Annotated in this window: 18 protein-coding genes; 14 read left to right on the forward strand and 4 right to left on the reverse strand. The window is 49.3% G+C overall.

Features of this window, described 5'->3' with window-relative positions; all coding sequences use genetic code 11:
- Window positions 1-16: 16 nt before the first annotated feature.
- Entirely contained in the window at window positions 17-787 is a 771-nt protein-coding gene (locus AC0YN4_RS12665; RefSeq protein ID WP_475781814.1) for a GNAT family N-acetyltransferase, read from the forward strand.
- A 273-nt stretch (window positions 788-1,060) separates the two neighbouring features.
- Here AC0YN4_RS12665 and AC0YN4_RS12670 read toward each other — a convergent pair whose 3' ends face one another.
- Window positions 1,061-1,930, reverse strand: a complete 870-nt coding sequence (locus AC0YN4_RS12670; protein WP_475781815.1) for an SPFH domain-containing protein — start codon at window positions 1,928-1,930, stop codon at window positions 1,061-1,063.
- Between the two features lie 220 nt (window positions 1,931-2,150).
- Here AC0YN4_RS12670 and AC0YN4_RS12675 point away from each other — a divergent pair, with 220 nt between their 5' ends.
- The 3 genes from AC0YN4_RS12675 (at window position 2,151) to AC0YN4_RS12685 (ending at window position 6,333) form a co-directional block, all read left to right on the forward strand.
- Window positions 2,151-4,256, forward strand: coding sequence for a multicopper oxidase family protein (locus AC0YN4_RS12675; RefSeq protein ID WP_475781816.1), 2,106 nt, complete (start codon window positions 2,151-2,153; stop codon window positions 4,254-4,256).
- 126 nt (window positions 4,257-4,382) lie between these two features.
- The gene (locus tag AC0YN4_RS12680) at window positions 4,383-5,345 is read left to right on the forward strand and encodes a helix-turn-helix domain-containing protein (RefSeq protein WP_475781817.1); all 963 of its coding nucleotides are present in this window, start codon (window positions 4,383-4,385) and stop codon (window positions 5,343-5,345) included.
- A 148-nt stretch (window positions 5,346-5,493) separates the two neighbouring features.
- Window positions 5,494-6,333 (forward strand): MBL fold metallo-hydrolase, encoded by an 840-nt coding sequence (locus AC0YN4_RS12685; protein WP_475781818.1) that lies wholly within the window; start codon window positions 5,494-5,496, stop codon window positions 6,331-6,333.
- Window positions 6,334-6,343: 10 nt separating this feature from the next.
- Here the strand turns inward: AC0YN4_RS12685 and AC0YN4_RS12690 are convergent, their stop codons facing one another.
- Window positions 6,344-7,249, reverse strand: coding sequence for a helix-turn-helix transcriptional regulator (locus AC0YN4_RS12690; protein ID WP_475835933.1), 906 nt, complete (start codon window positions 7,247-7,249; stop codon window positions 6,344-6,346).
- A gap of 152 nt (window positions 7,250-7,401) precedes the next feature.
- Between AC0YN4_RS12690 and AC0YN4_RS12695 the strand changes: the two genes are divergently transcribed.
- Window positions 7,402-8,544 carry a Gfo/Idh/MocA family protein gene (locus AC0YN4_RS12695; protein ID WP_475835934.1) on the forward strand — a complete coding sequence of 381 codons (1,143 nt, stop codon included), beginning with the start codon at window positions 7,402-7,404 and terminating at the stop codon, window positions 8,542-8,544.
- 55 nt (window positions 8,545-8,599) lie between these two features.
- Here AC0YN4_RS12695 and AC0YN4_RS12700 read toward each other — a convergent pair whose 3' ends face one another.
- Entirely contained in the window at window positions 8,600-10,855 is a 2,256-nt protein-coding gene (locus AC0YN4_RS12700; protein WP_475835935.1) for a helix-turn-helix domain-containing protein, read from the reverse strand.
- Between the two features lie 259 nt (window positions 10,856-11,114).
- On the opposite strand from AC0YN4_RS12700, the gene AC0YN4_RS12705 reads away from it, so the two are divergent.
- The 7 genes from AC0YN4_RS12705 to AC0YN4_RS12735 all read left to right on the forward strand — a co-directional run bounded on the left by AC0YN4_RS12705 (window position 11,115) and on the right by AC0YN4_RS12735 (window position 21,114).
- Window positions 11,115-12,008 (forward strand): ABC transporter permease, encoded by an 894-nt coding sequence (locus tag AC0YN4_RS12705; protein ID WP_475781895.1) that lies wholly within the window; start codon window positions 11,115-11,117, stop codon window positions 12,006-12,008.
- A 15-nt stretch (window positions 12,009-12,023) separates the two neighbouring features.
- Complete coding sequence (locus tag AC0YN4_RS12710) at window positions 12,024-12,908, forward strand: carbohydrate ABC transporter permease (protein ID WP_475781822.1); 885 nt, start codon at window positions 12,024-12,026, stop codon at window positions 12,906-12,908.
- Window positions 12,909-12,963: 55 nt separating this feature from the next.
- The gene (locus AC0YN4_RS12715) at window positions 12,964-14,580 is read left to right on the forward strand and encodes an extracellular solute-binding protein (RefSeq protein ID WP_475781823.1); all 1,617 of its coding nucleotides are present in this window, start codon (window positions 12,964-12,966) and stop codon (window positions 14,578-14,580) included.
- A gap of 82 nt (window positions 14,581-14,662) precedes the next feature.
- Window positions 14,663-16,411: a glycoside hydrolase family 35 protein gene (locus AC0YN4_RS12720; RefSeq protein WP_475835936.1), complete on the forward strand. Its 1,749-nt coding sequence runs from the start codon at window positions 14,663-14,665 to the stop codon at window positions 16,409-16,411.
- Between the two features lie 68 nt (window positions 16,412-16,479).
- Complete coding sequence (locus AC0YN4_RS12725; protein ID WP_475781825.1) at window positions 16,480-17,748, forward strand: Gfo/Idh/MocA family oxidoreductase; 1,269 nt, start codon at window positions 16,480-16,482, stop codon at window positions 17,746-17,748.
- Between the two features lie 158 nt (window positions 17,749-17,906).
- Window positions 17,907-19,184, forward strand: a complete 1,278-nt coding sequence (locus AC0YN4_RS12730; RefSeq protein ID WP_475781826.1) for an L-cysteine desulfidase family protein — start codon at window positions 17,907-17,909, stop codon at window positions 19,182-19,184.
- 160 nt (window positions 19,185-19,344) lie between these two features.
- Window positions 19,345-21,114, forward strand: a complete 1,770-nt coding sequence (locus AC0YN4_RS12735; RefSeq protein ID WP_475781827.1) for a methyl-accepting chemotaxis protein — start codon at window positions 19,345-19,347, stop codon at window positions 21,112-21,114.
- Between the two features lie 67 nt (window positions 21,115-21,181).
- Here AC0YN4_RS12735 and AC0YN4_RS12740 read toward each other — a convergent pair whose 3' ends face one another.
- On the reverse strand, window positions 21,182-21,931 hold the full coding sequence (locus tag AC0YN4_RS12740) for an SDR family oxidoreductase (RefSeq protein ID WP_475781828.1): 750 nt from the start codon (window positions 21,929-21,931) through the stop codon (window positions 21,182-21,184).
- Between the two features lie 233 nt (window positions 21,932-22,164).
- Between AC0YN4_RS12740 and AC0YN4_RS12745 the strand changes: the two genes are divergently transcribed.
- Together AC0YN4_RS12745 and AC0YN4_RS12750 are read left to right on the forward strand one after the other, a co-directional pair.
- On the forward strand, window positions 22,165-23,193 hold the full coding sequence (locus tag AC0YN4_RS12745) for an ATP-binding cassette domain-containing protein (protein WP_475781829.1): 1,029 nt from the start codon (window positions 22,165-22,167) through the stop codon (window positions 23,191-23,193).
- Window positions 23,190-24,005 carry an ABC transporter permease gene (locus tag AC0YN4_RS12750; protein WP_475781830.1) on the forward strand — a complete coding sequence of 272 codons (816 nt, stop codon included), beginning with the start codon at window positions 23,190-23,192 and terminating at the stop codon, window positions 24,003-24,005. Before AC0YN4_RS12745 ends, AC0YN4_RS12750 begins: the two co-directional genes overlap by 4 nt.
- The last annotated feature ends 7 nt before the right edge of the window (window positions 24,006-24,012 follow it).

The following is a 24,012-nucleotide window of genomic DNA, read 5'->3' on the forward strand; positions in this document are numbered from 1 at the left end:
GGAGGAGCTGCTTGAGATGATAACGAGGCCATGTCAGATCAGTGAGATTCATCATCTTATCGAAGAATATACGCAGAGTCTATCTTCGCCATTCGATTCATTTCTCGAGGAACACATCGTTGCATCGACGTTCTACCTGTTTGAAGAAGAGGCTGCAGCCATCGGCTACTATGCGATCCATAATAATGAAACCTTAACCCAGTTCTATATCAGCCGCGCTTACCGGAAGCATTCGCAACCACTATTCAGCGAAGTGCTTGAAGGGAACACGTTAACCTCGATGCTTGTTCCGACCTGCGATGAACTGTTTCTAAGTCTGGCTTTGGATAAAGACTTCAAGATCGATAAGCAAGCTTACTTCTTTCAAGACAGCCAGGCGGAGCTATCGGAACATAAGGGGTCAGGAGACGAGACTTTCCGCTTAGCTATTCCGAATGACTTGCTTGCCATCGAGCAGGTTTGCGGCGATTTTCTAGATGATTATGAGCGCCGAATCCGTAACGGAGAGCTATTCACCTACTATAGAGGCACACTATTACTCGGAGTCGGCGTTATGGAGCAATCCAAGATGATTGCCGGAGTGGCAAGCATAGGGATGTTTACGAATGAGCAGGTTCGAAAGCAGGGGATTGGGAGGAACATCATTTTGCACTTGAAAAAATGGTGTTATGAGCACAATCTAACGCCTATATGCGGCTGTTGGTACTATAACGAAGCTTCAAAATTAACATTGGAAAGCGCGGGAATGGTTACGAAGACCAGACTGTTGAATATTAAAGTCATATAATACCAGCTGTCATGTACAACTGATGGTTCTATAGAAAATGGCGGCACGGGGAATGTACCCAAGGCCGCCATTTCTATATGATCTTCCATCTAAACATTAGGCGGCTTCTTCGGCAAACGATCAGCCTTCTTCAACGCTTCGCGGATCAGAAATTCGAGGTGTCCGTTGACGCTTCGGAATTCTTCGTTCGCCCACTGTTCTAACGCGCGATAAATTTCAGGATCTAGGCGAAGGGGAAACGCCCTCTTCTCAGTTGCGATCGATATCCGCCCCTTAGGAGTACAAGGTGCCCGTATTGATGACAGGCGTTGCGCCTTTATCGGATACGATGGCAACCATCAGATTGTTGACCATTACCGCGCGGCGCTCCTCGTCGAGGACAATCCCCTTGTCTTCCAGTTGACGAAGTGCCATGTCGACCATGCCCACCGCTCCCTCGACGATCTTGGATCTCGCCGCTACGATTGCGGTAGCCTGTTGTCGCTGCAGCATTGCGCTTGCGATTTCTTGCGCGTATGCGAGATGAATGAGACGTGTTTCAATGATTTGCACGCCGGAAAACAACAATTTGCTCTGCAGTTCCGTCAATAATTCCCTTGCCACATCATCCGCGTTACCTCGCAATGAAAACTGCTGCTCATCCGAAAACGTATCGTACGGATATTGCGCAGCAATATGCCGTACAGCCGTTTCGCTCTGAATTTCCACGAATTTCTCGTAATTATCCACGTTGAAGGATGCTTTCGCCGTATCCATAACCTTAAATACGACAACGGCCGCAATTTCCACCGGATTGCCCTGCGCGTCGTTTACTTTGAGCTTCTGGCTCGTGAAGTTGCGTACGCGAAGCGTTACCTTTCTCTTCTCTGTAAGCGGTAGCACCATCCATAGTCCGCTTTCGAGCACGGAACCCTTATATTTGCCGAAGAATGTGATGACTGCGCTCTCATTCGGATTCACGATGATTAGCGATGATAAGCAAACCACGAGCAGGATTAATTGAACGGCTCCCAGCGCGATAAGCGTGAAATTCGGCGTTTCGGCTACTCCTTTGACGAATGTCAAAATCATCAACACGAATAACATGATGGAAACAAATATAACGGCAAATCCATTTACGTGCCACGCTTTGTGTTCTTGCATGGTTATCCTCCTTGTCTGTGTGGGCATCGATCTTGATCGCTCAATACTTTAATATCTTTGTGATATTGTTATGATATCACTTTTCCCAAAGGTTTACAACTGATGCAGGACCCGGTTCCGACCTTAGACTGGGGGAAAACTAAACTTCAGTCCATTAAAGTCATGCCCGTTTTCCCGTAATATGTTGGCATAACTAATGATGCCAAAGGGGATTTGTTCGATGTATGCGTTACTTTACGGGCTGGATGCTCTCACTACGATAGTACTCGTCGTCTTCGGCTGGATGGCCGGAGGCAAGGCCGGGCGACTTGTTTACAGCGCGTCTTACAAGAAGCTGAAACATAAATCAAGAACCGTTATGATCTTGTTCAGCCTATCTTTGCTGGCGTTGGCAGGTAAAATTGTCATTGCACAGCAGCTGTATACGCAGTTCGGCTGGCTGTTCTCGCAGGATCGCATTCTCCTCCAACTTCCACCGCTTCTACTTGCAGTAATGGCAAGCGGTGTCTACGGTATCCCTCGCATAATCCGCGTCATGCGGTTGCCGGCTGAGAATCAAGATATGCCGCTGGATGCGGCAGCTTACCGCCTGGCAGGCGACGCCTCTCTGATCATTCCGTTCAAAGCAATGAAATACACCGCAATAGCGAGCTTGTTGTTCTATTTCGTTCCGGTTGTGCCGATCAGATGGCTGGATGCGGCAGCAGTTCTTCTCATCCTGCTGGTGTTCATCACGATTATGGCTTACCGCGTGCTTAACCGCAGCAAGAGCATTCATCAACATGAGAATTGGGCACCACCGGGTCGTAAGCTGCGTGTGGCCAAAGGAGTAGTCGAGATCCTAATTGTTGTGCTGATTATCGGCGGTGTCTGGATGTATGAAACGAAGGCGAGCCGTCTCCCGGAAACGATGAGCATGATGACCGGAACAGCCGATTTCGGCGGAGGTATTGGTAGTGCGAGCGCTCATCAGCACGCTGCCCATGCTGTAACTACGGGCGACGGCAGTGTCAGGGTGGAGGCGTTAACCGGCCCAAGAGAGGGAGAGCCGGATCGCCGATTCACGCTGACGGCAGAGAAGAAGCTGGTTCGGGGCAGCTCGGGTACAATGGTGGAGGCATGGACATATAACGGTCAAGTTCCCGGACCGGAGCTGCGAATGCGGCAGGGGGAACTGATCGAGGTTACCTTGATCAATAACAACGTTGATGCAGGTGTTACGTTACACTGGCATGGTCTGGATGTTCCCAATGCAGAGGATGGCGTAGCAGGGGCGACTCAGAATGCGGTCATGCCAGGGCAGACGCATACGTATCGATTCATCGCGGAACAAACCGGTACCTTCTGGTATCATTCGCACCAAGACTCAGCCGAGGCGGTGAAGAAAGGGTTGTTCGGTGCATTAGTGGTGGAGGATCCTGCTGATTCTGCAACTAATTATGGGATCGACCGGACGATCATGACATATTCGTTAAAGAATAGCGGATTCTCCTTCGGTGCAGCAGCCGATGCTCATAGGCTTGAGCAAGTTCAAGCTGAACCAGGTACGCCGGTGCGGCTGCGTTTGATCAATACCGAGAACTGGGTGCAGCGCGCATTCACCATTGTAGGCGTTCCTTTTCAAGTAGCGGCGATCGATGGTACGGAGCTAAACGGCCCAACGGATTTGAGCAGTAATACTCGACTTGAAGTAACGACCGGCGGCCGGTATGACGTGACATTCGTAATGCCGAAGACGCCGGTATTTATTAACATCGGCAATCATGAGGAAGGCATTCTCTTTAGTGTGCAGGGCAAGGGCGAACCTCTTGATTTGCCTAAGAGCAGTACGATATTCGATCCTTCCACTTACGGAACACAGGAAGTGCTGCCTTTTAGTTTAGACAGTCATTTTGACAGAGAGTTTCTGATGGTCTTGGATAATCAGTTCACTTTCTATAACGGCGGTTTCGGCGCATTGTATACCATCAATGGCGAGTTGTTCCCGAATACACCTATGTACATGGTTAAAGAGGGGGATTTGGTCAAGACAACCATTGTTAACCGCGGTATGGTGGAGCATCCCATGCATTTGCACGGTCATCATATGCTGGTATTGAGCCGGAATGGCAAGTCGGTAAGCGGCAGTCCATGGTGGTCCGATACGCTGTACGTCGGTCCGGGCGAGCGATATGAGGTTGCTTTTCTCGCGGATAACCCAGGCATTTGGATGGATCATTGTCACAATCTGGATCATGCCAAAGTTGGCATGTCGATGCATCTCGCCTATGAAGGGATTACGACACCTTTTGCTCTCGGGACGGAAGCACAAAATCACCCCGAATAAGATGGATTCAACCGTCGGTTGAATTGACGTGTTCAACTGACTATTGATAGAGTAGAGCCATCAAGCGTGCTATGCTGAATGCAGACAGTGCGCACTGTACAATCCTGCAAGTGGAGGCGTTCTATAATGGAAATGCGTAAGATCGGTGCATTTATCTCCAGTCTAAGAAAAGAGAAGGCAATGACGCAGGCGGAATTCGCCGAGCATTTAGGATTAAGTCATCAAGCCGTGTCAAAGTGGGAACGCGGTGAGTCGCTGCCAGATATCGGGATGCTGCCGGCAATCAGCCGGTTGCTCGAAGCGTCTATTGATGAGCTGCTCGCCGGTGAAAGCAGGATTGTGCTTGTGCAGGAAACAGCATCCGTACAGCCTGCTGCAGGTGAAGTGCCTTACAGCATCGAGAAGCCTCAGGGTGAAGAAGGAATAGTTGAAGAAGGAATAGGTGAAGAAGGAATAGATGAAGAAGTAAATGTGGAAATTGAGCCCACCGTAGCTCAGGAGGAAGAGCAGGAGGATGATTCGAACGATACGGATGATGAATCTCATCCGAGCTTGCAAGCGATCCTGCAGCTAGCACCGTTTCTGGGGAGCGATACGATTGATGAGATGCTCGGTTATGTGGAGGAAGGCCGTCTGAGCGCTGATGTTATTCAGGGCTTGGCCCCGTTTATCAGTAAAAGCTCCTTAGCCCGGTTGGTGGATAATGCTGCTCTTGGAAAGCTCGATATGAGGAAGCTTGGAGGACTCGCTCCTTTCCTGGATACAGAACAAATCGACCGGCTTGTTCTGCAAGCCGAGGAAGGCACAATCGATTGGCACATTGTTCAAGCCTTGGCGCCGTTCATAAGCCGGGATACGCTGGACCGACTTGTTGATCGGATTGCCGCCGGCAGCATCGATGCCAGACAAATTGTCGGACTTGCTCCTTTCTTATCAAGGGAAAGCATAGAGAAGCTTCTGAAGCATGTGGAGTCTGGTTTTCTTGGCGCCGACATTCTCTCCGCACTAGCACCATTCATTCATAAAGATGCGCTGGAGAAGCTGGTTCGGGGTATGCTGGAGAAGACGTTGTCGCGTTCAACTGAATAAGAGTATGGTTACTCGCCATTCTGCGAAACAATGAAGCCAGGTCTCCTAATGATGGAGCCCTGGCTTTTTCGAGCGAGAAGGTTTACTTGCATCCGGTGTAGAAGATGAGTAGTACTGGTTACTTCATTATAGTCTAAGGAGAGAACAAATGAATATTCCTAATGTGCGGACAGGTCAGGAACTGATTCGGGAAATTAACGAAACTCGTGTACCTTACGGGATGCTGGCCATCTGGTTTCTCGGCCAGGTGAGCGTCATCGTCAAAGGGGGAGATACGATCGTATATATCGATCCGTATTTGGCCGATGCGACATATCGGCGGTTTAAACCGCCACTTCTGCCGGAGGAAGCGAATAACGCCGATGTTGTGCTGATCACGCATGATCATATCGATCATTTGGATCCGGATACGATACCGGGGATGGCGAAAACCCGCAACGATACGGTGTTTGTGGCGCCGGGCTATTGCTTTGGCGCTCTCGCTGAATTCGGTGTTGCGCCGGAGCGGCGTGTTCATGCGGTGACCGGCGAATGGCGGGAGCAGCGTGGTTTGCGCTATTTACCGATCCCTGCGGCACATGAGGAGCTTGCGTATGATCCTGAGCAGGATCATCGATTTGTTGGTTATGTGCTGAACCTAAACGGCGTGACGTTCTACCATGCCGGCGATACGACGATCTATCCCGGCCTGATCGAGACTGTGAAAGCGGAGCAGGTCGACGTTGCCCTTCTGCCGATTAACGGACGCGATCCGTTCCGGCTTGCGCGTAATATCGTCGGCAACATGAACTTCCGTGAGGCAGCGGAGTTTGCGGTTGCGGCCGGGATCGACACGGTGATTCCTGCGCACTATGACATGTTCGAGGGCAATACGGAGCATCCGGGACATTTCATCGACTATTTGTACGAGAATTATCCAACGCAGAAGAGCCATATTCTGGCGCGGTTTGAAAGGTATGTGTACGTATCTGATCGAGCGCTTAAATAATAGACAACGCTTATAGAATGCTGCACAGCTTCCTATACTCTCGTGGAGATACGCCTTGCCATCTCTTGAATGCATGACTGAACTGATGCAAGCTGTCGTAGCCGATACGGCAGCCGATCGCCTCGATTTTCATCTCCGTTTCTCTCAAACACCGCTTGGCCTCTTGATGGCGGAGATGCTGTACATATTGATTCGGAGTGACGCCGAACTGTTCTTTGAACAGACGGATAAAATGATCCTCGCTGACGTTCAAACGCTCCGCCATCACCGAATTCGGCCAAGTCAAATGCAAGCTGCTGCTTATCTCGTCGACCAGCTCCCGAAGAGCCGTTAAGTAGACTGCGGAGGTGGTTCGCTGCGGAACGGTCTGTAATCGTAAGATCGATGCGAGCATTTGCAGCATGGCACCTCGGCAGATAAGCTCATAGCCGGCTCTGGCCGTCGTGAATTCTTCGCAAATCAATTCCATTCCTTTCACGATTTCGACGGAAAGCGACGTGTATTTGCGCGCGAACAGCCGCTCACCATCATCGCTTACGGGCAATCGGCAGAATAATGCTTCTTGGACGTCGTGAGTTTCGTCTACAACCATATGGATATCGGGTGTCAGCTCGAACTCGTCATAGAAGTCAAAATGAACACCGAGCAATTGGGCTCCGGCTGCGGTCGGAATTTCAATGCGATGCCTCTCCCGAGCACTTAGAAACAAGAAGTCGCCGGGGTAATATCGAATCGTCTCGGGCTCGTCCATGAAATGAACGATCATTTCCCCGGAAATGACGTACATGACCTCGAAGTCGTACAGACGCCGTTCGTTTCCTTGATAATAGGCGGAGTTCTGGTACTGGGCCCAGTGAATGCTGGGCATCCAATTCATAGGATCAGGTTTGTAGTTGCTTTCCGATAATATAGCCATTTGGTCCAAACCCCTTTATTGGAGTAGAAGTCGATAATAGACAACTTTATAGCGAAATAGAGTAAATACATCCTATAGAACCTATAGTATCATTCGAAATAGTTAGCGACAATAAACAACTATGACATTGATCAAGATGGGGGACTGGCGATATGGTGAAGCGAATCGGAATCATCGGGTATGGGCTCAGAGTCAGTGGTTTGTTCGGCAAATTGGATGAGCAGGAAACGGGCTGCCGCCTTGTCGCGATTGCGGATCCCCGTGCACAGGAGCTAGCCGCTCAGATGGGTGAGGGAGCAAACAACCTGGAATGGTACGAGGACGCCGATGATATGCTGAATAATGCCGGACTGGATGGCGTCGTAATCGGTACTCGCTGCAATTTGCACACGGAGATGGCACTTAAGGTATTGAAACGCAGCCTGCCTTTATTCCTGGAAAAGCCGGTTGCCACGACCTTCGAAGATCTCTATCGACTGAAAGCGGGCTACGAGGCTTCAGACTCACAGGTAGTTGTTTCATTCCCGCTGCGCAACACGCCACTTGTCAAACTTGCCAAGGAAATCATCGATTCCGGCCAAATCGGAACGGTGGAGCATGTGCAGGCTGTGAACAATGTGCCTTACGGCGGGGTCTATTATCATAGCTGGTACCGCGATGAGAGCATTACGGGCGGATTGTTCCTGCAGAAGGCGACACATGATTTCGATTATATTAATTATTTGCTGGGTGCCAATCCCACAGCTGTATCGGCGATGAAATCCAAGCAAATATTCAAAGGCGATAAGCCTGCAGGTCTGATGTGCCGCGATTGCGACGAGAAGCGCACTTGCGAAGAGAGCACGCTCAAGCCGTCGAACAAGGATAGAGGGAACTATTGCAGCTTTGCGACGGATACCGGCAACGAAGATTCAGGCAGTGCTCTGATTCGTTACGAATCAGGCATGCACGTTAACTACTCGCAGAACTTCTTCGCAAGAAGAGGGGCTCAGAGACGTGGAGCGCGTCTGTTAGGTTATAAAGGAACGCTCGAATTCGATTGGTACACGGGCGAGTTGAAGGTCTACATGCACCACGAGGCGCGAGTGGAAACCCATCAGTTCGACTTGAATGCGATGGACGGGCATGGCGGGGGAGATGGCATGCTTCTGCGCAATTTCTTCCAAATCGTGAGCGGCGCAGAGCGTTCGTTCACCTCGCTCGACGATGGACTTCTGAGCGCTCTTCTTTGCCTGAAGGCCAACGAGTCAGCGAATACGAATACGTTCCAGCAAGTAGCTTGGACGACGACCTAGTCTTATCTCATAAACGAGTAGAAGCCTGTCCATCATTGGACAGGCTTCTTGCATGTTACCGCTCAACAACAGCAGCATTGCGTCTGTACTCCGTTGGCGTGACGCCGGAGATTTTCTTGAAGGAGCGATTGAAGGAACTGAGCGTTGTATAGCCTACTTCGGTCGCGATTTCTTGGATTTTCATCTCCGAGAGAAGCAGTAAGTCCTTCGCTTTCTTCACGCGCACCTCATTGACGAAATCCACGAAATTCGTGCCCATCTTCTCCTTGAAATAAGTGGAGAGATAGCCGCTGCTAATATTCAATTTGCCGGCGATGAGGTCGAGGGAGAGCTCTTCTCCATAATGGGTCTCCGTATAGCTGACGGTAAAGCTGATGATCGGATCGCGTTCTTCTTTCTTCAACCGAACAAGCCGTCCGGCTTCGCTCACCAGCTTCTCAAGGTAACCATCCAGCTCTTCAATCGTATGTTGCTTCTCAATAAGAGGCAGCATGCCGGACAAGCCATCGCTGTCGATTTGCATGCTGTGGAGCACGCGCATGACCTTGTCTGTTGTTTCTTCCGCGAAACGATGAAACTTGATGGCGGCAATGTTCCGTTTCTTCATCTTCGCGAGCATCCGGCGCAGCGACTGCAGGGCAAGCTGATCGTTGCCTTCTTGCAAGCTCACATTCAGCTCCTGCTCCAGGATAGTAGTCGGCAGCATCGGCTTCTCGTACGTTTCGCCGGCCTGAGACACATAGGTCGAATCATCGAAAGGCCTCAGCTTCACAAGCTTGAGCACCTCCGCATAAGCACTCGTCATTTGAGAAGAATGCGGATAATGCGAGCTCACGGCAATGGTACAGAAACTATAGGTGTTATCCGTCTCCAGCACCGTCTTGATGTCCGAAAGGACTGCTGTCAGGCAGCTGTCATCTTCACTGTTTAGATAGATGACCGATAAGATTTGATTCGCCTCGATTTGGAAGGTTTGTGCGCCATCCATCTCTCGCCCAATCGCCTGAATGACATATTCGCGAATAAAGGCAATGGTCCGTTCTTCTTCTTCGGGCATTTCATCCCAGAATCGTTGTTTGAAATTCATCTGGAAGAGAACAAATCGAAACGGCCTGTAGTCCTGCTCGGCTGCCGGATCCGAGTCCTCATATTCGATCCGAATGCGTTTGAGTACATTCATGAGCGAATAATGCCGCAGATGGTTTTTCTTGCTTTCCAGGCTTCGCTTTGCTTCCTGATTCTCTTTGATCATGTGGCCGATATTGGCATGGATCAGCTCAAAGTCGTTAACCGTTCCGCGAACAAGCTCCTTATTCTCGTTTAAACTTCGAATCGACTCCACGATTTTGCGAACCGGATTATTAAATCGTCTGCTGAAGATGACGGATAAGATCAAGCTGACAATAGAGGTAACTATAAGCAGCACGATCAGAGTAAACGTGAGCTTCACAATTCGGTTGGAAACGCTGCTGTCCGGAATGATATTTACGTAAGTAAGCCCGGAAGTCGCGCCTTTTTGATAGAAGAAATAGTAGCCGTGCTGCTTAATCCAGTTTCTCCCCGGCTTTAATTCCGGTATGGCTTCGTCAAAGGCGGGATCTGAGGTGTAAATTTGATTACCTTGCGGACTCAGTATATAGAAGGTGTTGTTAATGGACTGATGGTAATTGCGATACAGCTGATTCGCATCAATGAATGCGAGGAACTTGAAATCGGGATACAGCTGACTGCGGAACAAGTAAGGAATGACGATGCCGGGCTGCGAATCCTGATAAGTTGGCGGCGGACTCGTGAATACTGTGGCCGGATACAGCTTGGCATCTGAGCCGGCTTTGGTTAGTTCCTCTTCCCAGAAGTCCGGCGTATAGATGCGATTCACATAGTGTTCGGAGAACATGACTGCGAGCGAGCTGCCGCGATACTTGTCCAATATGTAATGATGCTTCACGTCGTACATAAATATATTGTTCAAATAAATCCGCGGATTCACCGTGATCTTCTCTAAATCGTCGATGATTCTCCCGGCGGCCCTATAATATGGCTTCGATTTCTGTAAATCATTCAGATGATCATTCAAGTACATGCCTACGATAACATTGTCCAGCAGCTCAAAGTACTGCTCGAATCCGCTTGTGGTATGTGTCAGATTCGCATCGTTATACGTAATGATCTCGCTGTGAATGCTTTTTCTGAACAAGGTGAGCGAGATCAAATTAAAGGAAACAAACAACAAAATAATGGCCATAAAGCTGAGTACCATCTTGGTTAAGATCGAACGGGTATTAATCTTCAATTGCAAAATCTGCCTCATGAATAAACCCCTTTTGCCTTGGTCTGATCCTATTTTCGAAAACTGTGCAATTTTACGGAAACCTTGAAATTCGCGTGAAATCGGGCATATTTCCGATGTTCTTCAAGGGGTGACTCTTATAGTATAGCGCTAGGAATGAAAAATCAAGATTCATATATTTCAAATAAATCGAGGGGGATCATCATTGACTAACTACACGAATACAGGTGCAAATGCACCGGCAACAGTTATAGCTCATAGGGAAAGAAAACGTTCCTTCATGGACAAGCTGTGGAATGAGCGCTACCTGTTCATGCTTCTTCTCCCGGGACTTTTATACTTTATTATTTATCGGTACATTCCGATGCTGGGAAACATAATCGCCTTTCAAGATTTCAGTCCATTTCAAGGTTTCTTGCACAGCGACTGGGTCGGACTGAAGCATTTCCATAAAATTTTCGAAGATAGTGAAGTCATCAGGGTCATCTGGAACACCCTTTATCTCTCGTTTCTTCAAATTGTATTCGCTTTCCCGATTTCGATTGTACTGGCGATCATGCTTAATGAGGTGCGTAACGAACGTTATAAGAGAGTGATTCAATCGCTCGTCTATTTGCCGCATTTCTTATCCTGGGTCGTTGTGATCGGGATTGTAACGACATTCTTGAAATCCGAGGGCATTATTAATCAGCTCATTCAAATGGTTTTCGGCATCGAACCGATTCCGTTTCTGACGTCGGCGCATTGGTTCATGCCAATCATTGTGCTCGAGGTCATCTGGAAAGAGTCCGGCTGGGGGACGATCATTTTCCTCGCAGCATTGGCGGGAGTTAATCCCCATTTGTATGAGGCCGCTGTCGTCGATGGCGCAAGCCGAATGAGGCAGATCTGGCATATCACATTGCCTTCGATCCGCGGCACTATCATTATCCTGCTCATCCTAAGGCTTGGCAGCGTGCTTGATGTTGGATTTGAACAAATTTTCCTCATGCTGAACCCGCTCAACAAGGAGATCGGTAATGTACTCGATACGTTCGTCTATTACAAAGGGATCGAGAACTCAGACTTCAGCTTTGCAACAGCAGTGGGGCTGTTTAAGTCGCTCGTCGGGTTGATTCTAATCGTCGGAGCGAATAAGTTATCCAAAAAATTCGGAGAAGAAGGAATCTACTAAGGAGGCGGTGGAGCAGTGGTTAAAACTCATTCCATTTCGGAAAAATTAGCAAATGCACTTAACGTGATCATGCTTGCCGCGGTCGGGCTCGCCATGCTGTTTCCGTTCTATTACATGATTGCGACCTCATTTACATCGGTTACGGAGAGCGCAGCCAAGCAGTTTATTCTGTTTCCGGAGAAATGGGTCGTGGATGCTTATCAATACATTTTCCACTCCAAGGTGTTTGTCCGGGCGCTTATCGTAACCATCTGTGTGACGGTAGTAGGTACGATCTTCAGCCTATGGCTCACCTCGATGATGGCTTACGCGCTGTCGCGGAATATTACAGGTCAGAAGTTTTTCCTGTTCCTCGTGTTGTTTACATTCGTCTTCGGAGCAGGTATTATTCCGTCCTATATGGTTGTAAAGGAAACACACTTGCTCGACACCTACTGGGCGCTTATCATTCCGGGGGCCATCAATTCCTTTAATTTGATCGTCCTCAGGCAGTTCTTTCTCGGTATCCCTCAGGATCTGACGGAAGCCTCCGTGCTCGATGGTGCGAATGATATGCAAATTTTCGCGCGCATCATTCTTCCGCTGTCGAAACCTGCACTGGCTGCATTCGGACTTTTCTATGCGGTTACGAGCTGGAACACGTATTTTACCGCGCTCATTTATATTAGCGATCCGAGCAAGTGGACGATACAGGTTATATTGCGGCAAATCGTCATCTTAAGCCAACGCCTCGATTCACTCTCCGATGGACAGCAGGCCGCACTGGCGAATGCTTCTCCACCGGCTGAAACGATTGGTATGGCTGCCATTCTCATTGCAACACTTCCAATACTTGCGCTTTACCCGTTCCTGCAAAAGCATTTTGCGAAAGGGGTGATGCTCGGTTCCGTGAAAGGCTAGCTTTCATGTAAGTGAGTATCACCGAAGTGCCCAACATATAGAGGAGGTCGAAAGTATGCGTAACAAACTAGTCACATCCGTTCTGGTAGTTGCACTATCCGGATCCATGCTTGCAGCATGCTCATCCGGTAATGAGGAATCCAATTCCAACACGTCCTCAAACGCGGGTACGACAAACAATGGCGCCGCAACGACGGCAGACCCGCATGCAGAGAAGATTACCATTGATTGGTTCGACGGTACGTGGGAAGATCCGGTTCCGACGGATAACAGCGAAGCTGTGAAGAAAATCAACGAGAAATTCAATGTGGATTTTAAGCCGCAATACATTCCTTTCGATACCTATGAAGAGAAGTTAGCAGTGAAAATGGCCTCCGGCGATATCCCCGATGTCATTGGAATGGAAGAAGTAAACTCCAATTATACGAAATGGGCGAATCAAGGCGCATTCTTGCCATTGGACGAGTTCTTGCAGCAGTATGAGTCGACCAAGGCCGTGCCTAATTATTCATGGGATTCCTTGAAGGTAGACGGGAAAGTGTACGGCATCCCAACCTACTTCTCCGCTAAAGGCGGCAAGAAGCCGATCATTCGTAAAGACTGGCTGGACAAGCTCGGTTTGAAAATGCCAACGAACTATGAAGAGCTGAAGAAGGTTGCAATCGCCTTTACCAAAGACGATCCGGACGGCAACGGCAAAGCGGATACGATTGGCTTAGGTCTGGCCAAAGGCATTTATTATGATCCTTCCTTCGGGGCTTATTATGGCAATTCGATTTGGTATCACAAGAACAGCGGCGGTCAGCTGGTTCCCGGTATTATCGCAGACGGGAATAAAGAGAAAGTGACGTTCTTGGCTGATCTACAGAAAGAAGGCATTCTGCAAGCGGACTGGGCGGTAACGGCCTACAAGGATATTTTCAAAGCATTTAATGCGGGTAAAGTCGGCATTTGGTATGAACAGCCCGGAAATAGCGGAAACAACGGGGTATTGTTCGATGTGCTGAAGCAGAACGATCCGAAAGCAGTCGTAGAGCCGATTCCACCGTTTAAGGCTCCTGACGGTTCTGAGGGATTAACCATCAGCGGCGGCTGGTATCGGATGTATATGATTTCGGCGAAATTGAAGGATCAGCCGGAGAAAGTGAAACGTATTCTTGAAATGATCGATTACTTCCACAAGCCGGTAACATTCGAGGAACGTAATCCGCAGAACGAATACTTCGACTGGCTCTACGGCGGCGAAGGAAAAGGCTACCAAATGGTCGACGGCGTGGCACAGCCAATTGCCGAGAATCGTTCGAACGTCGCTCCGGGCGCTTATATTACCGAAGGCGGATGGTTCATGAAGGACGAAGATTTGTTCACGTTCGCTAAGATCGCCAAGACGCCTGAGGATCAGAAGTTCCAGCAAACGCTCGCTGATATGCTGCATACCATGAAGTTCTACGTAAATCCAACAAGTCGGATTATCTCGCCGCTGCTTATGGAGAAGAGCGGAGAGCTGCAGGCGTATATTACGGATGAAACGACGAAGATGATTTTCGGTGAAAGACCGCTGAGCGACTGGGACAAGATGGTCGAGGAGTATATGGCCAAAGGCGGTAAAGAAATGATTGATGAGGTCAATAAACAATTGGAAGACAACCATGTCCAAGGCGAGTGGAAGTAAGTGATTCCATAACAGACAGCCCGAACCGACTCGGTTCGGGCTGTCACAACATGTTCGCATCAAGATATAAAGGGGTAATCGTATGCCGGTATTGACGACTAACAAACAACAATTCTTGCTCGATGGTGAGCCGCTTCGCATTCTGTCGGGGGCCATTCATTATTTTCGAGTGGTGCCGGAATATTGGCGGGATCGCCTTTGGAAGCTTAAGGAAGGCGGATTTAATACGGTTGAAACCTATGTGGCTTGGAATATTCACGAGCCCAAGGAAGGTCAGTTCGTGTTCGAAGGCATTGCAGATCTCGTACAATTCATTGCGATTGCAGGTGAGCTCGGCTTGCATGTCATCGTACGTCCAAGTCCGTATATCTGTGCGGAATGGGAATTCGGCGGATTGCCGGCATGGCTGCTTGCTGATCCCGGCATGCGACTGCGCTGCTATCATCAGCCTTTTCTCGATAAAGTGGATGCGTATTACGACGTACTGCTGCCGAAGCTGGTACCGCTTCTATCGACGAATGGCGGTCCCATTATCGCGATGCAGATCGAGAATGAATACGGCAGCTACGGGAATGACAAGAAGTATTTGAAGTATTTGGAGAACGGCATGAAGGCAAGAGGCATTGACGTGCTTCTGTTTACGTCCGACGGACCGGGAGATTTCTATCTGCAAGGCGGCATGGTGGACGAAGTGCTGGCGACAGTGAATTTCGGTTCTCGCGCTGATGAAGCATTCGATAAATTAGGTGAATATCAGCAGGATCAGCCGCTTATGTGCATGGAATATTGGAATGGCTGGTTTGACCACTGGGGCAAACCGCATCATACACGCGATTCCGACGATGCGGCGAAGGTGCTGGATGATATGCTGGCCGCCGGCGCATCGGTGAATGCCTATATGTATCACGGCGGTACGAACTTCGGCTTCTATAACGGCGCGAACTTCGGCGACAACCAACATCAACCGACGATTACTAGCTATGATTACGACGTGGCAATCAGTGAGTCAGGCGATCTGACGGACAAATTCTATAAATTCCGCGAGGTAATCTCGAAGTATGTAGAGCTTGGACCACTTAACCTGCCGGAACCCATTAAGAAGAAAGCCTATGGCCGCGTAGTCTTGACTGAGCAAGCTCCGCTCTTCTCGTCACTCGACATGCTGTCTGAACCGGTAGAGCGTACATGCCCGGAAACGATGGAGCAGCTTGGGCAGGATTACGGATTTATTCTGTATTCGACTACCGTGCTTGGGCCGCTTACCGCTTCCCGACTAAATTTGCAGGATGTACATGACCGCGCTCTTATTTTCTTGAATGGTGAGTATAAAGGCATCATTGAACGCAATAACCCAGACCATGATGTGCTGCTCGATATCCCGGCAGAAGGTGCTACACTCGACATGCTGGTTGAGAACATGGGGCGGATTAATTATGGTCCGTATATGAAGGATCCCAAAGGCATTACGGAAGGCGTACGGCTGGGGCAGCAATTTCTGTACCATTGGTCGATCCGTCCGCTGCCGCTTAACGACTTGCAGAAGCTGGTCTATCTAGAGAGCAGCGAGAAGCAACAGAAGCCGACGTTCTATAAAGGCCCTTTCCAAGTTGATGAAGTGGCGGATACCTTCCTCGCGCTTAGCGGCTGGACGAAAGGCGTTGTTTATGTGAACGGCTATAATCTTGGTCGCTATTGGGAAATTGGACCGCAGCAGACCTTGTATATCCCGGCACCGCTGCTTCGTGAAGGCGCTAATGAACTAGTTATATTTGAGCTGCACGGCTGCGAGGAGCCTATCGTCAAGTTACAAGACAGCGCAGTGCTAGGGTAACGACATGGAATAATGAATATCGGGATAGGGAATAGAATCAAATCTATGAATCAAATGGGGGAGACAACATGGCTCAACTTACTGCAATACTAATCGGTGCAGGTGCACGGGGAGCGGCCAGCTATGCTCCTTTTGCGCTGGATTTTCCACATGAATTGAAATTCGTTGCGGTAGCCGAGCCGGATCCGGCCAGACGGGTGAAGTTCGCCGAGCAGCACCATATACCTGAAACGATGTGCTTTGAGTCGTGGGAGCAGATATTGGCGAATCCGAAGCTTGCCGATATTGCCGTCATTTGCACGATGGACCGGATGCATTATCACCCGACCATACAGGCTTTGAACATGAAATATCATGTTTTGCTGGAGAAGCCGATGTCCCCGGACCCTCTGGAGTGTCTGCAGATGGAGCAGGCTGCTCGTGAGAATAACCGTCTGCTGTCGATCTGCCACGTGCTGCGGTATACGCCGTTCTGGAGTAAGATCAAGCATATTCTAAATGAGGGGCATATCGGCGACATCGTATCGATACAGCTCAATGAGAATGTAGGCTACTGGCATATCGCGCATAGCTTCGTCAGAGGGAATTGGAACAATTCCGAGACGTCCAGCCCGATGATATTGGCAAAATCATGCCATGACATGGACGTTCTCTCCTGGCTCATGGATCAGCCTTGTGTGCGTGTGAACTCCTACGGATCGCTCATGCACTTCAATGAAGCGAATGCACCTGAAGGATCGACTGATCGTTGCCTCGATTGTGCAGTCGAAACGACTTGTCCGTATTCCGCGCCTCGATTCTATTTAAGCGATCAATTTAAAGGCTGGGCAAGACATTTCACACCGGAGCTTACCAAAGAAAATATCGTTCAAGGCTTGCGCGAAACGAATTATGGCCGCTGCGTCTATAAGAGCGATAATAACGTGGTTGACCATCAAGTCGTTGGCATGGAGTTTGCGAACGGAGCAACGGCCATGTTTAGTATGTGCGGCTTTACGTTCGAGCAGGAACGAAGAATTCAAATTATGGGTACACGCGGTGAACTGCGCGGGGATGACGACAAGATTACATGGTTTGATTTCCTTACGCATCAGAAGACCGAAATCACGATCCCATCGCAATCGAGCGGACATGGCGGCGGTGACGCAGGCATCGTCAGAAGTTTCCTGACCGATGTGCGGGATTATAACGGACAAGAGACATTAACATCAGCAGTGGCTTCTGTGCGCAGTCATCTGATGGCATTTGCTGCCGAAGAATCGCGTTTGAACGGCGGTAAATCCATTACGCTCGCCGAATATGCGGAAGAATTGATGCAGAATCATATAACGAAATAAACGGAGGGACTGCTTAGCGATAAGCAGTCTCTTTGTGCTTTAGCGGAAAGGTTAAAACTTACTGGAGAATATGATTGATTCAGAGGAGCAACCTATAGTATATTTTTAGAATTATGCGAAGGTGTTCGGTGCCTTTAGGTGTTCTAGGAGGACATAAGTTGGAGAAGCACAATTTCATTCAAATCTTGCAAAATGAGCTTGTCGTCGCTCTTGGCTGTACGGAACCGGTTGCGATCGCCTTAGCGGCGGCAAAAGCCAAAACCTACTTGCCTGATCCGATTGTACGAATCACGGTGAAAGCGAGTGCCGGTATTATTAAGAATGCACTGGCTGTCGGAATACCCGGAACGGAGCTGACGGGTATAGATTTTGTCGCTGCTTTAGGTGCATTGGCAGGTAATGCCGATAAGCAGTTGGAGGTTCTTGCGGATATCACTTCAGATGATATTGCAAAGGCTCAGGCGATGGTGGATCAAGGTAATGCCGTGTTTCAACTGGCGGATACGCCTCGGAAATTATATATAGAGGTCATCGCGGAAACAGCAGACGGTTATGCAAAGGTTGTCATTACAGACAATCACACGAATATTACGCTGATCGAAGTGGACGGGAAGGTCGTCGAATCAGGCGGCTGCGCGAACGTTAGCTTTAAGAGCTCCAAGGAAGAACGCAGTGCGCTATCCATCGATACGATTGTAGATTTTGTGAATACGATTGATCCGGATGAACTTCATCTGGTTAAGCAAAGTATCGAGTTGAACCGTAAGGCCGGGTTAGATGGGTTAGCTCATTCCTATGGTCTGGAAGTCGGGAAGACGATTAAAGAAAATGTGCAAAGAGGCATTCTGTCCGACGATTTAATCTCTCATGCGATGGCGCTGGCGGCAGCAGGATCGGATGCGCGTATGGCAGGATCGACGATGCCTGTTATGGCGAATTCGGGAAGCGGCAATCAAGGAATTGCAGCGACGAATCCCGTTATTGCAGCCGCAGAGAAGCTTGGAGCATCGGAAGACAAACTGATTCGCGCGGTAGCACTGAGCCATTTAGTGACGATTTATATCAAATCAAAATTTGGCCGGTTATCGGCATTATGCGGCGTGACGGTATCCGGTACAGGGGCAAGCTGTGGGATCACCTATCTGCTTGGCGGAGGCAAATCAGAGATAAAAGGCGCGATCCAGAACATGCTGGGGAATGTGACCGGGATGATGTGTGATGGTGCCAAAGGCGGCTGCGCCATGAAAGTAGCCACTTGTACGAGCGCTGCCGTTCAATCGGCACTTCTGGCTTCTAAAGGGATGACCATTTCATCGACCAATGGTTTTATCGAGAACGATGCAGAGAAAACGATCGATAATTTCTGCCGGATCGGGAATGAAGCGACCTCGGATATTGATAACCTTATTCTCGACATGATGTTGAATAAGGAATAAGAATGAACCTATGGATATCAGCGAGAATCCGCCTTCTTGGCGGATTTTTGGTGTGCGCAAGTAATGGAAGGAATAGCGATAGACGTGGCAACTAACAGAAATTAAACGTTTAGCAATCTATTTTCTTAACAAGTTACCCGTATACTGAAGCTAATAAAACTTGAGTAACGAGGTGTTTAGTTTGTCCTTTATTTCCAAACGCAGAAGCCTGGTCGTAACATCCACTTTGGTACTCTCCATCCTTTGTCTCTGTCTGATCGCCGTTATGGTGGGACTTTTATACAACGAGCAGAAGAATGCGGCCTTTCATGATTTCACAGAAATTGGGGCGAAGCTAAGTGCTCAGGCGCAAGTCAGCAGTGATCTCATCGCTTCTGTGGCGGGAGCTTACGAGAACAAACAGATTCCTCAAGCAGACCATGTATCCAGCTTGCAGCTGCAGCTTAATGCGATGATTGATGATGACAACCTGACCAACGCTTATTATATGTCTGCGAAACAATTTGAGATCGATGGGCAGCCGAACCTGATTACCATGATTCAGTCCAGTCTCAGCAGCGAGGGAAGTGACGATAACGGGACGAGTTATCCGTTGGATGATGTATTTCTGGATGGTTATCATCGTGTCATGACCGGAGAGACGTTGTTAACCCATGCATACTCGGATGATATCGGAACATGGATTTCCTACTTGGCTCCGGTTAAAGATGATCAAGGAAACATTGTCGCTATGTTCGGGCTGGATTACGATTACGGCCAAGTCAAGCGAGAACTGACTGCTTTATTATGGGGAGTTATTGGGATTGGTATGCTCGCTGCAGCTGTAGCGATAGGGATTCTTTTCTTTATTATCCGCGCGACCGTTCGACCGCTTCGCATGCTGGCCGTAGCGGCGCAGGAAGCAGCACAAGGTAATTTGACAATCCGTATGCCGGTTACGAGCAGCAATGAAATCGGCCGAGCTGCTGCCTCGTTCAATGAAATGATCCATAGTTTGCGTGAGTTGACGAGCAGCATCAAGCAAACCTCGGACGAGGTGACCGTATCTTCCTTAAACTTGAAAGAATTTGCGAATCAATCCTCACAGGCTACCCAAGAGATAACGATAGCGATTCAAACGGTCGCTTCCGGTGCGGAAGCGCAGTTTAGCAGCTCGCAGGAAACCCAGCGGGCCATGACCGAGATGGCAATCGGTATTCAGCGAATTACCGAGTCTTCTGCCATCGTATCCGATCTGGCTTTACATACGTCAGAACGTGCTTCAGAAGGTGAGCAGGCACTGCGAGACACCGTTCACCAAATGAATTCCATTCAAGCAGGCGTTCTTCATGCAACGGACACGATGCATGAGCTGCAGCTCTCCAGCGGCAAAGTGGACGGCATTCTCACGCTTATTACGGAGGTTGCCGGTCAAACGAATCTACTGGCTTTGAATGCCTCTATAGAAGCGGCTCGCGCAGGCGAGCATGGGAAGGGCTTTGCAGTCGTCGCTCAAGAAATTCGCAAATTAGCAGAGCGATCCAGAGAATCATCAGATGAAATTCGAATGATTCTGCAAGCGATCAAGGAACAGACAGCGGCAGCATCCGCGGTGCTTGAAGTTTCCGCAGAGGAAGCTCGCACAGGTACAGAGCTGGCCCAAACGACGGGCAGCTCGATCCAATTGATTCTCGCATCCATTAAGCAAGTCTCGAATCTGGTGCAGGATGTATCGGCAGCCTGTCAGCAAATGTCTGCCGGCAGCGAGCAAATTGCGGCGACAATGGTGGAGCAGGAGCAGATCGCCAAACGATCATCCACCCATTCCCATCATGTTGCGGCGGCATCTGAGGAGCAGCTGGCTTCGGTTGAAGAGGTCTACGGTGCATCCGAGCAGCTCCGGGCCATGGCAACCAAGCTTGGCGGGGCTGTTAGTCGATTCGTGATCTAATAGAAACAAATACAAAAATCGGATGATCTCCATGGGAGGAGATCATCCGATTTTTTATCCGAACATTTTATTTCGCAGCGCGGTTTAACCAATCTTCGAATCGTGTCGTTGCGATTCGTGCCTCGCCAACGGGAACCAGAGAATTTTGCTTTAATACTACGCCATAATAAGGTGCATTATCGTCTGTAACCACATGTCGCGAGTCTTTCGTAATGGTTAGAAATTTGCGAACAAGATCATCGAGCCCCATACGTTCCGGACCGGCCAGGTCGGTTAGACCATTAACCGGCGTTTCGAGTGCATAGACCGCAAGCGCGGCTGCAACATCATCCGAAACGATCGGTTGAATAAAGTGAGACGGCATACGGACGGTTTGCCCTTCAGTGGAGAATTGAGCAATACTTTCGACGAACTCGAAAAACTGTGTCGCGCGAACAATGGTATAAGGAATGCCGGATGCTTTGATCATTTCTTCTTGCGCCATCTTGGCGCGGAAGTAACCACTCTCTAGAAGTCCGTCTGTACCCACGACCGACAATGCAACGTGATGTTTCACGCCAGCCTCAGCTTCAGCTTGAAGCAGATTACGCGTTGATGTTTCGAAGAATTCCAGAACGGCTTGGTCCTCCCAAGAAGGGGCGTTCGAAACGTCAACGACAACTTGCGCACCGCTGATTGCCTCAGTCAGTCCTTCTCCGGTAACGGAATTGATACCTAAGGAAGGCGATGCCGCCACTACATCATGACCAAGATCCTTTAAATTAGCTACGAGTTTCTTCCCGATTAGTCCACTACCGCCGATAACAACGATTTTCATGTTAATCCTCCTAGTTGTTTGCTGTATTTGTATAAACTTGATCTCCAACGCGAAGATCCAGACGCCGCTGTGTTGTTGCCTGAACACTCATAAAACGATAGTCGGCTTCAATCTGTGACAACCTTCATCGTATTATTTCCTGAAATGCTGTTTCAATATGACTTGGCGGTTCATATTCAGTTCATAAATTTGAGATAACATCCTAAGTAATCAGTTATCTAGGAGGAATTGCAATGGTTTATGGAAACAAGAGCGGATCAAACGGCGATTGGGCCGTTGAAGCGCATGGACTCGTCAAAACATTTGGCGATAACCGTGCAGTAGATGGTGTCGATTTAAAAGTACGCACCGGTTCGATCTACGGTGTTCTCGGCCCGAACGGTGCAGGGAAGACAACGACAATCAGAATGCTGGCGACTTTGCTTCGTCCGGATGCAGGTTCGGCGAGAATTTTCGGACATGACGTGGTGAAGGAGGCACAGATCGTCCGCCAGTTGATCGGAGTGACCGGACAGTATGCATCCGTTGATGAATCACTTAGCGCTACCGAGAACCTGATCATCTTCTCCCGGCTGCTTGGGCTGGGACGGGCAGAATCGCGCCGTAAGGCAGAAGAGCTTCTTGAGGAATTTGGTTTGACAGAGGCCGCGAAGCGTCCGCTCAAGAATTTCTCAGGCGGTATGAGACGTCGGCTGGATTTGGCAGCAAGCCTTATTGCGCAGCCGCCGCTCATCTTCTTGGATGAGCCGACGACCGGCTTGGATCCGCGTACTCGTTCGCAGATGTGGGACACGATCCGCCGTCTCGTGAAAACGGGGTCAACCGTCCTTCTGACTACGCAGTACCTCGATGAGGCCGATCAATTAGCCGATCGAATTGCCGTTATAGATACGGGCAAAGTAGTTGCGGAAGGTACTGTAGATGAATTGAAAGCATCCGTGGGTACATCTTCGCTGCATCTGCGTCTTGTAAATCCGGAGGATAACAACGGTGCGCGTCACATTATTGAACAGGTGCTGGGTGTCCCGACCAAAATATCATCCGAAGCGGGCAAAATTACGGCCCCGATGGCGAATGCCGACCTCGTTACCGATCTGTTGATTGCGCTGCGCACCGCGGGCATTCATCTATCCGAGATGAGCGTGCAGAAACCGACGCTCGATGAAGTTTTCCTAACGATTACAGGCGAAGGTGTAAAGGAAGATGCGACAGTGACACAGGGATCCGATGAAATGTACAAAGCGAAGGAGGCAAGAGCATGAGTGGAATATCCAATAAATCGGCCGCAGCGCTCAAGCTAAAGAACCACACGAGCCTCGGGCAGACCATACGCAACTCGCTTACCATGGCTTACCGTGGTTTGCTGAAGATCCGGCGTACACCGGAGCAATTATTTGATGTTACGTTACAGCCGATTATTTTCACCTTGATGTTTACGTATATCTTCGGAGGCGCGATCTCCGGGGACGTTGCGAGCTACTTGCCTGTTATCATTCCCGGCATCCTTGTGCAGACGGTTATTACGACTTCCATCGTCACTGGGGTGCAGCTGAGGGAGGACATGGATAAAGGTGTGTTCGATCGATTCAAGTCGTTGCCGATCGCTCGTATTGCGCCGCTTGCGGGAGCACTGCTGGCCGATACCATTCGATACACGATAGCCACTGTGCTAACGTTCAGTATGGGCTATATCATGGGTTATCGTCCTGAAGGCGGTTTGGAGCACGTTGCCTTAGCTGCCGTTCTTGTCATTGCTTGCTCATGGGCTATGAGCTGGATCTTCGCTTTCTTCGGCGTTATCGCGCGTACCGCTTCGAGCGTACAAGGGATTTCCATGCTTGTGTTGTTTCCACTTACATTCCTGTCTAACGCGTTTGTACCGACTGAAACGATGCCGAACTGGCTCCAATGGTTTGTCAAAATGAATCCGATCTCGCACCTTATTTCGGCCGTTCGCGATTTGACCAACAAAGGAACGGTAGGCTGGGATCTAGTCATTTCCCTCCTCGGTGCCGCAGTAATCGTAGCAATCTTTGCTCCAATTACGGTGAAAGCTTATATGCGCCGGACATAGTGCATAT

This window comes from Paenibacillus sp. J22R3 (assembly GCF_056269305.1).

What these genes read in the sequence shown, in the direction of transcription:
- AC0YN4_RS12665 (WP_475781814.1), top strand. Translation starts at nt 17, where the DNA reads ATGATAACGAGGCCATGTCAGATCAGTGAGATTCATCATCTTATCGAA.
- AC0YN4_RS12670 (WP_475781815.1), bottom strand. Translation starts at nt 1,930, where the DNA reads ATGCAAGAACACAAAGCGTGGCACGTAAATGGATTTGCCGTTATATTT.
- AC0YN4_RS12675 (WP_475781816.1), top strand. Translation starts at nt 2,151, where the DNA reads ATGTATGCGTTACTTTACGGGCTGGATGCTCTCACTACGATAGTACTC.
- AC0YN4_RS12680 (WP_475781817.1), top strand. Translation starts at nt 4,383, where the DNA reads ATGGAAATGCGTAAGATCGGTGCATTTATCTCCAGTCTAAGAAAAGAG.
- AC0YN4_RS12685 (WP_475781818.1), top strand. Translation starts at nt 5,494, where the DNA reads ATGAATATTCCTAATGTGCGGACAGGTCAGGAACTGATTCGGGAAATT.
- AC0YN4_RS12690 (WP_475835933.1), bottom strand. Translation starts at nt 7,249, where the DNA reads ATGGCTATATTATCGGAAAGCAACTACAAACCTGATCCTATGAATTGG.
- AC0YN4_RS12695 (WP_475835934.1), top strand. Translation starts at nt 7,402, where the DNA reads ATGGTGAAGCGAATCGGAATCATCGGGTATGGGCTCAGAGTCAGTGGT.
- AC0YN4_RS12700 (WP_475835935.1), bottom strand. Translation starts at nt 10,855, where the DNA reads ATGAGGCAGATTTTGCAATTGAAGATTAATACCCGTTCGATCTTAACC.
- AC0YN4_RS12705 (WP_475781895.1), top strand. Translation starts at nt 11,115, where the DNA reads ATGGACAAGCTGTGGAATGAGCGCTACCTGTTCATGCTTCTTCTCCCG.
- AC0YN4_RS12715 (WP_475781823.1), top strand. Translation starts at nt 12,964, where the DNA reads ATGCGTAACAAACTAGTCACATCCGTTCTGGTAGTTGCACTATCCGGA.
- AC0YN4_RS12720 (WP_475835936.1), top strand. Translation starts at nt 14,663, where the DNA reads ATGCCGGTATTGACGACTAACAAACAACAATTCTTGCTCGATGGTGAG.
- AC0YN4_RS12725 (WP_475781825.1), top strand. Translation starts at nt 16,480, where the DNA reads ATGGCTCAACTTACTGCAATACTAATCGGTGCAGGTGCACGGGGAGCG.
- AC0YN4_RS12740 (WP_475781828.1), bottom strand. Translation starts at nt 21,931, where the DNA reads ATGAAAATCGTTGTTATCGGCGGTAGTGGACTAATCGGGAAGAAACTC.
- AC0YN4_RS12745 (WP_475781829.1), top strand. Translation starts at nt 22,165, where the DNA reads ATGGTTTATGGAAACAAGAGCGGATCAAACGGCGATTGGGCCGTTGAA.
- AC0YN4_RS12750 (WP_475781830.1), top strand. Translation starts at nt 23,190, where the DNA reads ATGAGTGGAATATCCAATAAATCGGCCGCAGCGCTCAAGCTAAAGAAC.